The following is a 16,213-nucleotide window of genomic DNA, read 5'->3' as shown; positions in this document are numbered from 1 at the left end:
GTCTCTATGCTAGTATACGCCAGAAACAAGGATTTTTTTAGAGTAAACGCCTGATTTTTATCGTTTAAACGAATTTAATTTTATTTTTATTCTTTCGATTGATGCTTCTTCTTCTTTTCTTTGTAATTCATTTGCATGATAAACGATCATATCTTCATAAAATTCAATCATCGCTTCACCAAAATGCGTAGAAGAAATCTCATATAATTTCGATTCCAATACTTGTGGATCATGGGGTACTTCGCTTTTAATATAATCAATAAGTGCTGGTGCGAAATCCTGATCTGTTTCAAAGGTTCTGCCCAAAGAAGGATGGTCAAACAAGCGATTTAAGTAGGCATTTCCTTCCACAACGCAAGGCGTTCCAGCAGCCATAGCTTCTGTATACGTTAGTCCTTGTGTTTCTGACGTTGATGCACTCACAAAGAAATCCGCTGCTTTATAGTATAATGCAACATCATCATTTGCCACTTCTCCAGTAAATTGGACATATTCACTCAAATCAAGCGTAGTAATCAATTCCTGTAGCTCTTCCAGATAAGGTCCTTTACCGACGATCACCATGCGTGCATTAGGATATGCTTTGATTATTTGCGGCAAGCCATAAACTAGCGCTTGAATGTTTTTTTCATAGGAAATCCGACTCAACGAGAGGATCATTAGTTGATCCTTTTCGATGTGCAAGGATTGTCTTAATTTTTCGATGTCTTTATTCGTGATATCGGCACGCTTAAATTTTTCAATATCGATCCCCGTTGGAATCACACGTAATGGTGTCACGACACCATAGCCTCTTAACGTGTCGATTACCCGCTCACTTGGACAAACAACGCCTGTTGTGTGATTGGCGAACAACCGTGAAAGATACTTCACATGGGACTGGCGAAGCACTTTACCTTTTGCGATATAGTGCAAGTAGTCCTCATACATCGTGTGGTACGTATGGATCAAAGGAATTTTTAATTTCTTGGCGACCATTTTCCCAAGTATTCCAGCACCAAACTCTGTATGTGTATGGATCAGTTCCAATTCTAATTCTTTAGCTACCAAATAGGCATACCACATTCCTCTCACTACTACACGACGATCCTTAAATGAAACAAATGGCACGCTTGGCATCCTGATCACATCTTTTTCTAATTTATCAGCATTGGGATCAGTCGTTGTAAAAATATATACCTCATGTCCATTTTTTTCTAGCTCTTCTTTTAAGGTTTTTATTGAGGTCGCAACTCCGCTTACCTGCGGAAAATAGGTATCGGTAAAAAAGCCAATTTTCATGTTTTTTCGCCTCCAAACTACCCTGTTTTTATTTTAGAATAATGTTATTCATCAAGTACTTGCAGATAAACATTTCGAAGTTGCTCACCAATTTTTTCAATACTGCGCTCTTGGGCTGTCTGATACCCGGCTTCTACCAAACTAGGAACTTCTTCTTCCATGATACTTTTGATCATCTCGCAAAATTCATCATTCGTATTTCCCATATAACAATTTTTTTTGTCTTCTAACCAACCATTATACACCGGAATGTCTCGTACGAGAACATTTTGTTTGCTTGCTAGTGCTTCTAAAACGACGATTCCTTCAGTTTCTTCATAAGAAGGAAAGAAAAATAAATCTGCACCAGAATAAGCCCCTTCAATAATCTCCCCACTGATGTATCCGGGAAAAATCACATTGTCAGGATGATCCTCTTTGACAATTTTTCGAATATTTTTAGGGATCGAATACATGGGCACATGTCCAAACCAGATGAATGTATATTCTGGCATTTTTTTAGCAATATCGACAAAATCAATGATGCCTTTACGGGCAAAGAAAAGCCCGACACAAATGATCACTTTTTGATCTTCAGAAAGCTGAAAATGTTCACGGAATTTTAATTCCTTGATTGGATCAGGACGATATTTTTCTAAATCGATTCCATTTGAAATTGCTTGAATCGGTACAGTAAGTCCATAGCCTTCCAATAATTGTTTTGAATAAGGAGTGGGCGTAACCAAGTAATCCGCTTTACTGTATAGTCCCACTAAGTATTTTTTGACTAGGGGCGACAATTGATTTGAGCCAATAAACGAGTTACGGAAATCTTCTTCCGTCGAGTGTGCATGATAAACGATTTTTTTCCCATCTCTTCTCGCCTGATTAACCATGTTATGACTATTGATACCATATGTATTGATGTGCAAAATATCATAGTCTTCCTTATTATCTAATGTATACGAAACTCCTACATCTTTTAGAGCACGTTTTTGATGGTCAAGTGCACGTCCGATACCAGATTTTGCCAGCATTTTTTCACTTTCAAAATATAATAATACCTTCAATTTACGTCCTCCTTCACTTATATAGTATAACATAGCACGGAAACTGTCACTCAAACTTAAGCCCTATTTTTAAAAGGTTCAGCAAATAATGCGTTTTTTGCTTATTTTAATCATCTATTGATTATTATTCAAAAAATCTAGATGACTTGTTGATGCCTATCTGTAATAATCACTGGATTTTCTAAAGTCATAAAAAAAGAACGTGAGGCAAAAGTATTTCTTACTTTTGCCTCACGCTCTAAAAAATGAATAATCGGCGGGAGCAGAAGCAACTCCTTCGGGAAAATAAGCCGAAATTCACAAAAATTTGAAAAGCAATTTCCGTGAATCGCTTCTTATTTCTCGGAGTTGAATACTTCTGTTCCGGCCTCTTTTTGCTAGCTTGTTTATTTTACGTATTCGTTAACAAGTTCAACGACTTCTTCCATTGTGTCGCACTCTTTCAAAGCACGATCAGCAAGTTCCGCCATCTTCGTTGTGTCTAAACGTTTCATTAAACTACGTGTTTTTAAGATAGATGTCGCACTCATTGAGAACTCATCTAATCCCATACCTACAAGTAAAGGAACAGCGGTTTGATCTCCAGCCATTTCTCCACACATACCAGCCCATTTACCTTCAGCATGTGCTGCATCAATCACGTTTTTGATCAAACGTAAAATTGAAGGGTTATAAGGTTGATACAAGTAAGATACACGTTCGTTCATACGGTCAGCTGCCATTGTGTATTGAATCAAGTCATTCGTACCTACTGAGAAGAAGTCAACTTCCTTCGCAAACTTATCTGCTAAGACAGCTGCTGCAGGGATTTCAATCATGATGCCGACTTGGATCGTATCAGATACTTCCACGCCTTCGCTCACTAATTTTTGTTTTTCTTCTTCAAAGATTGCTTTCGCTGCACGGAATTCTTTAAGAGTCGCTACCATTGGGAACATGATGCGTAAGTTTCCATGAACAGATGCACGTAACAATGCGCGCATTTGTGTACGGAACATTTCGTCACCTAATTCAGACAAGCTGATACGTAGTGCACGATAGCCTAAGAACGGATTCATTTCATGAGGTAATTGCAGATAAGGTAATTCTTTATCGCCACCAATATCCATTGTACGAACAACGACTGGTTTACCATCCATTCCTTCAAGAACCGCTTTATACGCTTCATATTGATCATCTTCAGTAGGGAAGTCAGGAGAATCCATGTACAAGAATTCAGTACGGTAAAGTCCTACTGCTTCACCACCATTGTTGTGAACACCAACTAGATCTTTTGGTGTACCAATGTTTGCGGCTAACTCAAAATGCTTGCCATCAGCTGTAACTGTTTCAGCATTTTTTAGTTTGTCCCATTCTGCTTTTTGAGCAGCGTAATCAGCACCGATTTTTTCAAATTCAGCTTTTTGTTCGTCAGTTGGGTGAACGATTACATCGCCTTCGATCCCATTGACAGCCAAAATGTCGCCTTCTTTGACTTTAGCAGTGATCTCTTTTGTTCCAACGATTGCTGGAATTTCTAAAGAACGAGCCATGATGGCAGAATGTGAAGTACGTCCGCCGATATCAGTTACAAACGCTTTAACATATTTGCGGTCTAATTGCGCTGTATCACTAGGAGTCAAATCATGTGCAACAACGATCACTTCTTCGTTGATCATTGATGGATTTGGTAATGTCACTCCTAATAGATGTGCTAAAATACGTTTTGCAACATCACGGATGTCTGCCGCACGTTCTTTCATATATGCGTTGTCTTCCATCGCTTCGAACATACCGATATACATATCAGTAACTTCTTTTAGCGCTGATTCAGCGTTTACACTGTTATCTTTGATATTTTGTTTGATTTGGCCAACCATTTCTGGATCTGAAAGAACCATCAAATGAGCGTCAAATACTTGCGCTTCTGCTTCACCTAAGCTTTGCGCTGCTTTTTCACGAATTTGCTGCAATTCTTCAGTAGATTTAGCTAAAGCATCATCTAAACGAGATTCTTCGGCAGAAGTATCTTCTACTGTTGTCTTACTGAATGTTAAATCCGGTTGAACTAGCAGGTAAGCTTTTGCAACGGCAACTCCGTCACTAGCGGCAATCCCTTTTAGCATTTCAACCATTATTCAGATAAGCCTTCTTTCTTCATTGTTTCAACGATAGCTGCCATTGCATCCGCTTCGTCAGCACCTTCAGCTGTGATAGTAACGTCAGAACCTTGGCCTACACCTAAAGACATAACGCCCATGATAGATTTCAAGTTTACTGATTTACCTTTATACTCTAAGTTTACATCAGAGTTAAATTTGCTTGCTGTTTGTACTAATAATGTAGCTGGACGTGCGTGGATCCCAGTTTCTGCTACTACGTGAAATTCTTTCTTTTCCATATTAATCGGTCTCCTTTAAGTGAGTGTTGTTTTTATGTGAGGGTTTTCTTTTTTAGCATTCATTAGGAACGCTAAGAAGTAGTACCCTTTCATCTGTAAAGATTACCATTTTTTGCCGACAGATACAACAGTTTTCATTTAAATTCACTCAAAAGTGTATAAAAATATTTCATATGGTTTTTAAAAATGACAGCGGATATCATAACATCAATAAGGGCTATGCGTTCACTCTGACCATGAAAGTTATTTTCAGAACGAATTTTAAATCATCGTTGAATGATGTTCTATTCCTTATTCTATCAGCATCGCTCCACTACTATTCACTTTCCTTCTCAAATCAAACTAAATACTTGCGTCGGTTAATAAATTTAGTATAATAGAACTCAAAGGTCAGGAATGGTCAACTACATTTTCCACCTTTCTTAACTACCTATAATGATGAGGGTTATTCTTTTACCTTAATAAAAACAGGTTGTAAAATAGAAATGTAATTAACTGAAAGGACGTGAATCATTTATGCTTTGTCAAAATTGTGGTAAAAATGAAGCAACGATCCACTTATATGCAACAGTAAACGGTCAGCGAACACAGCTGGACTATTGTCAAAGTTGTTATCAAAAAATCAAAAATCAGCAAAATGGAGGTCTGACAAGTATGGCCCAAAATGATCCTTTTGGTTTTGGCAGTTTAGACGATCTATTTCGATCAATGTCACGCCAAATGCAACAACAAGGAAACATGGAACAAACACCACCAACTCAATTTGGTGGAAACAACAATTTCAATGGCGGGCAACCACCTCAAGGAAATACAGATGGCTTACTCGGTGAATATGGTATCAACATCACAGAACAAGCACGTCAAGGAGACATCGATCCAGTGATCGGCAGAGATGATGAGATCAAACGAGTCATTGAGATCCTAAATCGTCGGACCAAAAACAATCCTGTATTGATTGGTGAACCAGGTGTTGGTAAAACAGCAGTAGTCGAAGGCCTTGCACAAAAAATCGTCGACGGTGATGTTCCACAAAAATTGATGGATAAAGAAGTCATTCGGTTAGATGTCGTTTCCTTAGTTCAAGGTACTGGTATCCGTGGTCAATTTGAAGAACGCATGCAAAAATTGATTGAAGAAATCAAGCAAGCAGAAAATGTGATCTTGTTTATTGATGAAGTCCATGAAATCGTTGGTGCAGGTTCTGCCGGAGATGGAAATATGGATGCTGGAAACATTTTGAAACCTGCTCTTGCCCGTGGTGAACTCCAAATGGTCGGTGCTACAACTTTGAATGAGTACCGGATCATTGAAAAAGATGCAGCATTAGAACGACGCATGCAACCAGTCCGAGTAGACGAACCTACAGTGAAGGAAACAATCAGTATCCTAAAAGGATTGCAAAAACGTTACGAAGATTATCATCATGTCAAATATACAGATGAAGCAATCGAAGCCGCTGCTATTTTATCGAATCGTTATGTCCAAGACCGATTCTTACCAGATAAGGCCATTGACTTATTAGACGAAACTGGTTCAAAGAAAAACTTAACGATCCAAATCGTTGATCCTAAAACGATCGATAAGAAGCTTCAAGAAGCAGAAGAACAAAAGACTCAAGCTTCAAAAGAAGAAGATTTCGAAAAAGCAGCTTATTATCGTGACCAAATCAACAAATTGCAAAAAATGAAAGAACGCCAATTGACAGATGAAGAAACACCTGTCATTACTGAAAAAGATATGGAAAAAATCGTCGAACAACGTACAGGTATTCCTGTCGGCGAATTAAAAGAAAAAGAACAAACACAATTGAAAAATCTTGCAAGTGATTTAAAAGCACATGTCATTGGGCAAGATAATGCAGTGGATCGAGTAGCAAAAGCCATCCGCCGCAATCGTGTTGGTCTAAACAAGAAAAATCGTCCAATCGGTTCGTTCCTATTTGTAGGGCCAACTGGTGTAGGTAAAACTGAGTTAGCGAAACAATTAGCCTTTGAACTATTCGGTTCTGAAGATTCAATGATTCGTTTCGATATGTCTGAGTACATGGAAAAACACAGTGTGTCTAAATTGATCGGTTCTCCTCCAGGTTACGTTGGATACGAAGAAGCAGGCCAATTGACTGAAAAAGTTCGTCGTAATCCTTACAGCTTGATTCTCTTAGACGAAGTGGAAAAAGCACATCCTGATGTATTGCACATGTTCTTACAGATCCTAGATGATGGCCGACTAACGGATGCACAAGGGCGAACAGTCAGCTTCAAAGACACGATCATCATCATGACAAGTAATGCTGGTACTGGAAAAGTAGAAGCAAATGTTGGTTTTGGTGCAGCAAGAGAAGGTGTCACTCGCTCTGTCTTGAATCAATTGAACAACTACTTTACTCCTGAATTCTTGAACCGTTTTGATGGCATCATTGAATTCAATGCATTATCGAAAGAAAACTTGATGACAATCGTCACTCTAATGCTAGATGATGTAAACAATATGTTGGCAGCCCAACAACTACACATTGAAGTACCAACAAATGTTAAAGAAAAATTAGTCGATTTAGGATATGATCCTTCAATGGGTGCTCGCCCTCTTCGTCGAACGATCCAAGAACAGATTGAAGATGGTATTGCCGAATTCTACTTAGATCATCCAGCTATCCACGATCTAAAAGCAAAATTAGATAAAGATGGTAAAATCGTTATCACATCAAAACCAGAACGTTTGGTCAAAGAAGAAACTGAAGCAGAATAATTCTGGTGGATTTTATCAAAGCAGAACGCCTATTCTACCCCATCATGGGACAGAATAGGCGTTTGTTTTTTCTATAGAAATCAAAATACTGTTCATTTGATTAAAAAAAAATTATAATTAACTAAGGTTGTATCTAAAAAACTACATAAATGAGGTGAGCGCCATGAAATTTGTTAATGTAACGAATAGCCATTCACGTTTAGTATTAAATCAATTAGAGAATACCGATGCTCATATGGTAAAAGTGTATACTGCAGGAAATACGACAATTGTCTATACTGAAGCCCCTGAACATAATGAAATCTTGCTGATCAATGAAAATCGAAAAGTACAGCCAAAAGAAATTGAAGAAGTAAAAAAATATTTCTTGAAAAAAATCCATGACGCTGTGTATCATGAAGAAGAAATCAAAGTCATCGAATTAGCTGGGTTAGTGGAGATTTCTATCCCTAAACATCACTTGGATACCGAGTTTGCAATGTAAAGGCTATTAAATAGAGCAACTCCTTGAAAGTCAGATTGACTTTCAAGGAGTTTTTGTATGTAGATGTTTCTTCATTATGCTTTTCGAAGTTGCCACACTTCTTACTTTGTTCCCTGTTGATTTTTCCGTCTCTTTTTTCGCTTTCTTTTCTTTTTGGACAATTGAGCGTACTTCTCTGAGAAGCCATTCATTTTGATCCCAGTCTTCTATATCCAACATTCGGCAAAGACGTTGCATTTCTAATTTCTTTTTTGCAATCCTGTCTTTACGTTGTTCCTCTGTCTCCATAATCTTTCACCTCATCTCTTCTATAGGTACGCAAATCAATTGTAATTCACCTAAAGAATAAAGATTTATTTATTTTTCTCAAATTAAGAAAAAACTCCTTTCCGATTTATTGGAAAAGAGTTTTTTATTTTATAATAAGCTTTTCAATTTTACATCTGGGTATTTATCTGCGAACCAACGCTCCGCAAACTGATTCTCAAATAAGAACAGTGGTTGATCAAAACGGTCACGCGCTAAGATATTACGACTTGAGCTCATTCGTTCATCTAAATCTTCAGGATCGATCCATCGAGCAATTTTATGCCCCATCGGTGACATGATGACTTCCGCATTGTACTCATTCAACATTCGGTACTGAAATACTTCAAATTGTAGTTGTCCCACTGCACCAATGATATATTCTTCAGTCAAATACGTTTTGTATAATTGGATTGCTCCTTCTTGGACCAATTGATAGATTCCTTTATGGAAAGATTTTTGTTTCATCACATTTTTGGCAGTAACTTTCATGAAAAGTTCTGGTGTAAAGGACGGTAATTCTTCATATGCAACTTTTAATTTTCCTTCATATAAAGTATCCCCTATTTGGTAATTCCCTGTATCGTAAACTCCGATGATGTCACCTGCTACAGCTTTTTCGACATTTTCACGTGAATCAGCCATAAATTGCGTCACGTTGCTCAATTTTAATTTTTTACCTGTACGCTCCAATGACACATCCATTCCACGTTCAAATGTACCAGAACAAACGCGAACAAATGCGATGCGGTCCCGATGTGCTGGATTCATGTTTGCTTGGATTTTAAACACGAAGCCTGAAAATTCTTCTTCGTAGGGGCTAACAGTTTGTTCGTCTTGTGTCTTGTGACTATAAGGAGATGGAGCTAATTCCACGAATGTTTCTAGAAAAGTCTGTACACCAAAATTCGTTAACGCTGAGCCAAAGAATACTGGCGTTTGATCCCCGCGAGCAATTTTCTCCTCATTGAATGAGTCCCCTGCTTCTTTGAGCAATTCAACTTCTTCAAGTACTTGTTCATACAATGAATTTTCTGTTAGCAGATGTCCATCTGGTAGTAAGCCATCTTCATCTAATTCGATCAACCGTTCATCGTTATAGTTTTCCGGACGATAAAATTCGATACGGTTGTGATGGATATCGTATAATCCTTCTAGGCCTTTCCCCATGCCGATTGGCCAATTCATTGGATAAGATTCGATATCTAACAACTCTTCTAATTCTTCTAAAAGTTCCAAAGGCTCGCGACCATCACGATCAAGTTTATTGATAAATGTAAAAATCGGAATTCCCCGTTTTTTAACAACTTTGAATAGTTTTTTTGTCTGGGCTTCGATCCCTTTTGCACTATCGATGACCATGACTGCGCTATCCACTGCCATCAATGTACGATACGTATCTTCTGAAAAATCCTCATGTCCTGGTGTATCCAGGATGTTGACTCTTTTTCCATGATAATCAAATTGCATCACTGAACTCGTAACAGAGATACCGCGTTGCTTCTCGATCTCCATCCAGTCAGATTTAGCAAAATTACCAGTCTTTTTTCCTTTGACTGTTCCTGCTTGGCGAATCGCGCCACCGAATAATAATAATTGTTCAGTAATCGTTGTTTTCCCTGCATCCGGATGGGAAATAATGGCAAAAGTACGCCGATTGTCCACTTGTTGTTTTAACTCTGGATTGTTCATAGTTTAACTCCATTCTTTCATCTTTTATTTAATGTTCCTCTAGATCCTCTAGAGCATGGGACAAAAGTAAGAAACACTTTTGTCTCATTCTTTAAAAACGAATAAACGGTGGGATCAGAAACAACTCCTTCTTATTTCTCGGAGTTAAACACTTCTGTCTCAGCCTCTTCTTTTCACAACTAAATCAGTATAGCATGGATTAAGTGATTGAAAAAGCCATGACATCAAGATTTCTTGCGAAATTGATTTATACGTTCAAAAAAGAATAGACATGCTGCTCTTACGCAACACATCTATTCTTACAAGTCATATTACTCTTCAAACAATAACTTGTTTATCTTCTTGGTTCGTCATCTTCAAATTCTTTTCTGAAATAGCGACGTTCCTCATCAGGTTCTGCTTCCATTTCTTCAGGATCATGGAATAGCACTCGAATCTTCAATATTCTAGAACCTTCCATTTCTTCAGAAATCAACGTGATGTTGTCAACATCAAAGGACAGTTTCTCACCTTCATCAGGAATCATTCCTAAGGCTGTGATCAAGTATCCAGCCATAGTATCAACATCGCTCATGTGCAGATCACTATCAAAGGCTTCGTTGAATTCATCGATCAACATGCGGCCTTGGATAAGGTATTCATGTTCATCTACTTTTTCATAAAGGTTTTCGACTTCATCTGATTCATCATCGATTTCCCCAACGATTTCTTCTAACAAGTCTTCTAATGTTGCTAAACCTACTACGCCACCGTATTCGTCAAGCAAGATCGCCATTTGATTTTGTGTTTTCTTCATTTCATATAAAAGATCATCAATAAATATTGTTTCTGGTACAAACAATGGTTCTTGCATGATCTTTTGTAGATCTAAATGATCAAAGCCAAATTTATGTGCGGCTTTCAATAAATTCTTCGTGTGCAAGATTCCGACTACTTTATCTTTATCTTCATTATATACAGGAATCCTTGAATAATTTTCTGATAAAACTTCATTGACATTATCTTCAACGGAGTCATTGATATCGATCATAAAAGCATCTGTTCGAGGAACCATCACTTCGCGTGCAACTTTGGTATCTAAAGAAAAAACGCCCTGTAACATTTCTAATTCTTCATTGTTCAGTACGCCTTCAGTCTCCAGCATATACCGCATTTCATCTCTGGTCATTTTCGAATCTTCGTCGTCAAAAGTCATCGGTGTGATCCTTGCTAACAAACTAGTTGAAGCAGATAAAAGCCAAACGAATGGTTTAGCGACTATACCGATCGTACGAATCATTCCAGAAGTAAAATTCGCTACCTCCTCTGACTTGTTCAACGCGATACGTTTTGGATACAATTCTCCAAATACAATGGATACATAGGTCAAAATAGCTAATACAATGATGTTGGCAATGTTTTTAGCTGCCACTCCACCACCTAAGACAGGGGCTAATCGTTCTGACAGTGTATTGGCTAATGATGCACCAGATAGGATATTGACTAATGTAATCCCTACTTGGATCGTTGACAGGAAGTTATTTGGGTTCTGCAATATTTTTAAAAGCTTTTGAGATTTGGTATCTCCTTCTTCCGCCTTTTGCTCGATTCGATTTTTATTGATCGAAACCACTGCAATCTCGGAAGCAGCTAAAAAAGCATTGATCAAAGTCAAAATGATCAGTAATAAAATTTGCGCTAACAGCGACTGACTCTCAGGGTCAGCATTCATAATCGCATTCTCTCCTTATAATTTAAAATTTTTAGTTTACGATAGAAAAAAAGCGTGACTAAAAAGATAGCCACGCTAAAATGTTATCACAAAGGCATTTCCTTTGCAATAAAAACAAATGTTTATATCCGTTACTTTCATTCTTCATTCAGAATTTACGTCACAAAGTTGTTGCGATTTTTTTCTTGTTTTCGTTTTGTTTATCTTCTTTGACGATCTTGATAACATAAGAAATGATCGTCTTGCAGATTGCATAAAACGGTACACCTAAGAAGATACCCATTAAGCCAGCAATATTCCCTGCAACCAGTAGAACAATGATGATCGTTAATGGATGGATATTCAATGATTTACCAATCACATTTGGATAGATGATATTTCCGTCTAATTGCTGCACGATCAATACCACGACACAACAAAGCAATGCTTTAACTGGCTCGTTGAAGACTGTAACTAGAAATGCAGGAGCTAATCCTAGATAAGGCCCCAAATATGGAATCAAATTCGTTAGCCCTGCAATCACTCCGAAAAGAAACGCATAATCTACACCAAGAATCATGTACCCTAAAAACGTAAATGTCCCAACGAACAAACACTCAATTGCCTGTCCACTGATATAGTTCGCTAATGTTTTATTTAATTGCCCAAGCAATTCCATGATTTGATCTCTTCTTTTTTCTGGAAAAAACTGTTGGATATTTGGTACTAATTTTTCACTATCCTTCAGCATATAGAACAAAACAAACGGGACTGTAATGATCACGATCGTAGCAGAAGCAATTGTTCCCACGATCGAACCAAGGCTAGTCGATACTCCGCTTAAAAATTGTTGGATGATCGTTCCATAGGAAATATCTAGTTGTTCAAAATATTTATTGATATTTACTTCCTTGAAGATCGGTAAATCAGATACTTGGATCAACCAACTTTCAACCTGTTTGAGAAAATCAGGTATGTTAGAAGCTAATGAAGAAATTTGCTGGATCAAACTTGGGATGACACTCAGCAAAATCCAGATGATTGCTGCTACTAATAAAAGTAACACGATCGCCACTGCCCAGACACGTTTGATTTTTGCTTTCATCAACAGTTTTACAATCGGATTCAGTAGATAATACAAAAATCCAGCAGTCAAAACTGGTGCGAATAGCGTTGAAAAGAATGTCCCAATCGGTTGAAAAATAAAATTGATTTTTGAAGAAACGAAAATCAATGTAGCTAATATGAGTAGTTCACAAGACCAAAACATTAGTTTTGATTGTTTTAATTTTTCAAACAATGTTTTTCCCCTTTCGTCTTTTTTACCAGTATATAGCATATTGGTAAAAATTTCTTTTATTCTTACTAAAATTTGATTTTTTTATCTACTTTTCAATTATTTTTCTTTAAAGTATACTAGAAAAAATGAAAGGTGGCTACAAGATGAAAGTAGTGCAAACAAAAGATACCTTGAGTACTATCTATCTCGATGCGGTTCGCATCAGAAATCAAGTGTTCGTCGTCGAGCAAGGTGTCCCTCTAACAAGAGAAATAGACAAAGATGAGGCCCATTGTGTCCATTTCGTTCTTTATTCAGATGAAAAAAAACCTTGTGGCACGGTCCGACTGCTTCCATTGGAGAATGGGAAAATGAAGTTACAACGCATGGCGATCTTAGCAGAGTATCGTCACCAAGGACTAGGCAAGATTTTAGTCGAGGAAGCCGAAGCATTTTCAAAAAAGCAAGGCTACAACACGATCTTACTTGGCGCTCAAGCAACAGCGGAAGCCTTTTATGAAAAATTAGGCTTTCAAGCATATGGTGAACCTTTTGAAGATGCTGGCATGCCGCATGTCCATATGAAAAAAGAATTTTGACCAACCAAGTATAAAAATCACAAAAAAAACAGTAAGCACAAAGACATGATCTTTGTCTTACTGTTTTTCTTTCTACTTGCGCGACAATTGCTTGTAACGGTTATACCAAATATCAATATAGCCTTCGGAGAAAGGGCCATCACCATTATTGATCCAGTCAACCAAGATCTTCACATTTTCTTTTAGGATAAAGTCGATATCATTTGGATAATTCATCATTTGGCTATGCATCTCATATTCATCGACATCTAGTAATCGTTTTTCACCATCAGGAAAAACTTTGATATCTAAATCATAATCAATATACTTTAGTGCCTCATCGTCCAGCAAAAAAGGTGAAGCTAGATTACAATAATAGGAAACCCCCTTTTCTCGAATCATTGCTATTACATTGAACCAGTATTTTTTGTGAAAATAAACAATTGCTGGTTCTCGAGTTACCCAACGCCGGCCATCAGACTCTGTTACAAGAGTATGATCATTAACACCGATCATTGAATGCTCACTTGTTTTTAATACCATGGTATCACGCCACGTTCGATGCAATTTGCCGTCATGTTTATAACTTTGGATCGTTACAAACTCGCCTTCTTTTGGGACTCCCATAGCAACCCTTCCTTACGCAGCATCTCATGCTTTGTGTTTGGGTGTTCATTACACCGACATCGTAATTATTATATCAATAAAAAAGTGCTTTGCCTAGAAAGGATTACTATTGTTTCGATTTTTCTCAAGTTGTTCCAGCAATTTGACTTGAACTTTCGGAAAAGCAACGTCATTAAAGCTATTGGGATTTAACCAGCGTGCGTTTTTCGTTTCACTTAGTACATTTTCTGATTGTGCGGGTATACGACCATAGAAAAGAAGCACATGCCATTTCAAATGGCTGAAAAGATGGGTTACTTCTCCCAAATGACGCTTTTGCCAAATCAGCTCATCAGAAAAAGCAAAGGGTAGTATATGCCCTTCTTCTTCCGCCACCAGCGACTCCGCAAATAAGTCAGGCTCATATGATTGCGCCCACTCTTCTTTTAAAAGATGGTATGTTTCTTTTGTCACTTCCAGCATCGGAAATGTCCACATTTTTGCTAGTAATTTTTGTGTATGCCTTTCTTCAAAATAATAGGCACCCGCTTCATTCTGGATAGCTGCACAAATATAATAAATGTCTTTTGGTTTTTCCTTTTTTGTTTTTACTGGATACTGCTGTTGCTTTCCTTCCTGTTTTGCCAGACAAAAAGCCTGGATAGGACATTCCTCACAAAGTGGTGAGGTGGGTGTACAAATAGCTGATCCTAGATCCATCAATGCTTGATTGAACTCACCTGGATGATTCTCATCAATAATACTTCGCATCGCTTCATCAAAGGTTTTTCTACTCCATGCTTTTGCAATATCTTCTTCAATACAAAATAGCCGACTGACTACCCTCATGACATTTCCATCGATTGCTGGCTCAGGCAAACCAAAAGCTATACTCGAAATTGCACCAGTCGTGTATGGACCGATCCCCTTCAATTTACTTATTTCTTCTGGCGTGCGAGGCATTTCCCCGCCATATTCAGCCATGATTTGTTTTGCCGCAGTTTGGATGTTTCGGACTCTCGAATAGTAGCCAAGTCCTTCCCAAGCTTTAAGCAGTTTTTCTTCTGGAGCATTTGCTAGCGATTCGATTGTGGGAAACCACTCCATGAAACGATAGAAATAATCAATCACTGTATCGACACGCGTTTGTTGAAGCATGATTTCAGAAATCCAAATTCGGTAAGGGTCTTGGTTGTAACGCCAAGGAAGGTTACGCTTTTCTTTTTCGTACCATTCGATAAAAATCCTTTGGAATTCTTTTTTCTGCTCACTTGTCCATTTTTCCCATTCTTTATTCACATTCTTCTTCCTTTTCCGTAATAAAACGTTGGATCATCTCTAGATCAAATCCTTTTTGATATAAACTTTGTTTGATTTTCATTTTTCTTTTTTTCGATTCAAATCGTAAATTTTTACGCCACAATTTTTCTCCCTGTGTTACTAAAAGGTCATATTCTTGCTCCTGATCTACTTCTTGCGGCAGATTTGCTATTGCTTGTTGGATGGCTTCTTGTGTAAATCCCTTTGTTAAAAGATTTTGTTGGATCTTTCTTATAAGTTCCTTGTGGCTTTTCCCGTGATTTTTATGATACAGTTTTTCCGCTACTTGCATAGCAATCGTTTGTTGATCTGTATCAGGATATTGAAACAACGCCTGTTCGATTATCTCTGGCTTCAAACCCTTTTGTTGTAATTGTTGTGCTAATTTCTTGGGCCCTTTATCACTTAACCTGACATTGGTTCGTACAAAACTTTCTCCATAAACCAAGTCATTGATCAAATCCAATTCTTTTAACCGTTCAACGATTTTATTGCGGTCTTCAAGATTGATTTCTTTGTCTTTTAAATACGTTCTGATTTCTTTTTCAGAACGCAGTTGATAACTCAAATAATTGAGGGCTTGCTGAAAGCCAAAATCAAAGCCGCTACTCTTTCTTATCTCTTGTAGCGTTTCGTCAGTCAACTCTTGGCCCTTCAATAAGCGATAGCGAACTAAAATATCTTCCGATACTCGCAACGCATCTCCTTCAGATAAATCAACTTGATAAAAAGGACCCTTGCCCTTGCTGATTCTAGTAACAGTTATCATCGACTCTCTCCCTTCGAACATATATTCCTATGAT

Annotated in this window: 14 protein-coding genes; 3 read left to right on the top strand and 11 right to left on the bottom strand. The window is 37.7% G+C overall.

The window, feature by feature from the left end; genetic code table 11:
• Positions 1–57: 57 nt before the first annotated feature.
• The 4 genes from FGQ66_RS12320 to FGQ66_RS12300 form a co-directional block, all read right to left on the bottom strand.
• Positions 58–1,281 (bottom strand): glycosyltransferase family 4 protein, encoded by a 1,224-nt coding sequence (locus tag FGQ66_RS12320; protein ID WP_081134753.1) that lies wholly within the window; start codon positions 1,279–1,281, stop codon positions 58–60.
• Between the two features lie 44 nt (positions 1,282–1,325).
• Positions 1,326–2,330 (bottom strand): LTA glycolipid anchor biosynthesis glycosyltransferase, IagA/BgsA family, encoded by a 1,005-nt coding sequence (locus FGQ66_RS12315; RefSeq protein ID WP_081134755.1) that lies wholly within the window; start codon positions 2,328–2,330, stop codon positions 1,326–1,328.
• Between the two features lie 386 nt (positions 2,331–2,716).
• The gene (gene ptsP, locus FGQ66_RS12305; RefSeq protein ID WP_005876303.1) at positions 2,717–4,444 is read right to left on the bottom strand and encodes a phosphoenolpyruvate--protein phosphotransferase; all 1,728 of its coding nucleotides are present in this window, start codon (positions 4,442–4,444) and stop codon (positions 2,717–2,719) included.
• Positions 4,444–4,710, bottom strand: a complete 267-nt coding sequence (locus FGQ66_RS12300) for a phosphocarrier protein HPr (RefSeq protein ID WP_002287602.1) — start codon at positions 4,708–4,710, stop codon at positions 4,444–4,446. Before FGQ66_RS12300 ends, ptsP begins: the two co-directional genes overlap by 1 nt.
• Positions 4,711–5,226: 516 nt before the next feature.
• Here FGQ66_RS12300 and FGQ66_RS12295 point away from each other — a divergent pair.
• On the top strand, positions 5,227–7,455 hold the full coding sequence (locus FGQ66_RS12295; RefSeq protein ID WP_081134757.1) for an ATP-dependent Clp protease ATP-binding subunit: 2,229 nt from the start codon (positions 5,227–5,229) through the stop codon (positions 7,453–7,455).
• A gap of 163 nt (positions 7,456–7,618) precedes the next feature.
• Positions 7,619–7,939, top strand: coding sequence for a DUF1827 family protein (locus FGQ66_RS12290; RefSeq protein ID WP_005876308.1), 321 nt, complete (start codon positions 7,619–7,621; stop codon positions 7,937–7,939).
• A 42-nt stretch (positions 7,940–7,981) separates the two neighbouring features.
• Here FGQ66_RS12290 and FGQ66_RS12285 read toward each other — a convergent pair whose 3' ends face one another.
• The 4 genes from FGQ66_RS12285 to FGQ66_RS12270 all read right to left on the bottom strand — a co-directional run bounded on the left by FGQ66_RS12285 (position 7,982) and on the right by FGQ66_RS12270 (position 12,927).
• Positions 7,982–8,227 carry a hypothetical protein gene (locus tag FGQ66_RS12285; protein WP_081134758.1) on the bottom strand — a complete coding sequence of 82 codons (246 nt, stop codon included), beginning with the start codon at positions 8,225–8,227 and terminating at the stop codon, positions 7,982–7,984.
• A gap of 129 nt (positions 8,228–8,356) precedes the next feature.
• A complete protein-coding gene (locus FGQ66_RS12280; protein ID WP_095443790.1) occupies positions 8,357–9,937 on the bottom strand; it encodes a peptide chain release factor 3 in 1,581 nt (526 codons plus the stop codon).
• 334 nt (positions 9,938–10,271) lie between these two features.
• Entirely contained in the window at positions 10,272–11,648 is a 1,377-nt protein-coding gene (locus tag FGQ66_RS12275) for a hemolysin family protein (protein WP_005876315.1), read from the bottom strand.
• A 160-nt stretch (positions 11,649–11,808) separates the two neighbouring features.
• Positions 11,809–12,927 carry an AI-2E family transporter gene (locus tag FGQ66_RS12270; protein ID WP_095443789.1) on the bottom strand — a complete coding sequence of 373 codons (1,119 nt, stop codon included), beginning with the start codon at positions 12,925–12,927 and terminating at the stop codon, positions 11,809–11,811.
• A gap of 143 nt (positions 12,928–13,070) precedes the next feature.
• Between FGQ66_RS12270 and FGQ66_RS12265 the strand changes: the two genes are divergently transcribed.
• Positions 13,071–13,505: a GNAT family N-acetyltransferase gene (locus tag FGQ66_RS12265; RefSeq protein WP_081134763.1), complete on the top strand. Its 435-nt coding sequence runs from the start codon at positions 13,071–13,073 to the stop codon at positions 13,503–13,505.
• A 72-nt stretch (positions 13,506–13,577) separates the two neighbouring features.
• On the opposite strand, the gene ntdP is transcribed toward FGQ66_RS12265, so the two are convergent.
• From ntdP to recX, 3 genes are all read right to left on the bottom strand, one after another.
• Entirely contained in the window at positions 13,578–14,111 is a 534-nt protein-coding gene (ntdP, locus tag FGQ66_RS12260) for a nucleoside tri-diphosphate phosphatase (RefSeq protein ID WP_005876322.1), read from the bottom strand.
• Between the two features lie 93 nt (positions 14,112–14,204).
• Positions 14,205–15,389: an A/G-specific adenine glycosylase gene (mutY, locus tag FGQ66_RS12255; protein WP_138302526.1), complete on the bottom strand. Its 1,185-nt coding sequence runs from the start codon at positions 15,387–15,389 to the stop codon at positions 14,205–14,207.
• Positions 15,382–16,179, bottom strand: a complete 798-nt coding sequence (gene recX / locus FGQ66_RS12250; protein ID WP_081134767.1) for a recombination regulator RecX — start codon at positions 16,177–16,179, stop codon at positions 15,382–15,384. Before recX ends, mutY begins: the two co-directional genes overlap by 8 nt.
• Positions 16,180–16,213 lie beyond the last annotated feature (34 nt).

The organism is Enterococcus sp. BSD2780061688st2 D3, assembly GCF_005844145.1.
Classification (GTDB): Bacteria; Bacillota; Bacilli; order Lactobacillales; family Enterococcaceae; genus Enterococcus_B; species Enterococcus_B durans.
This window is presented reverse-complemented; position numbering and strand designations above follow the sequence as displayed.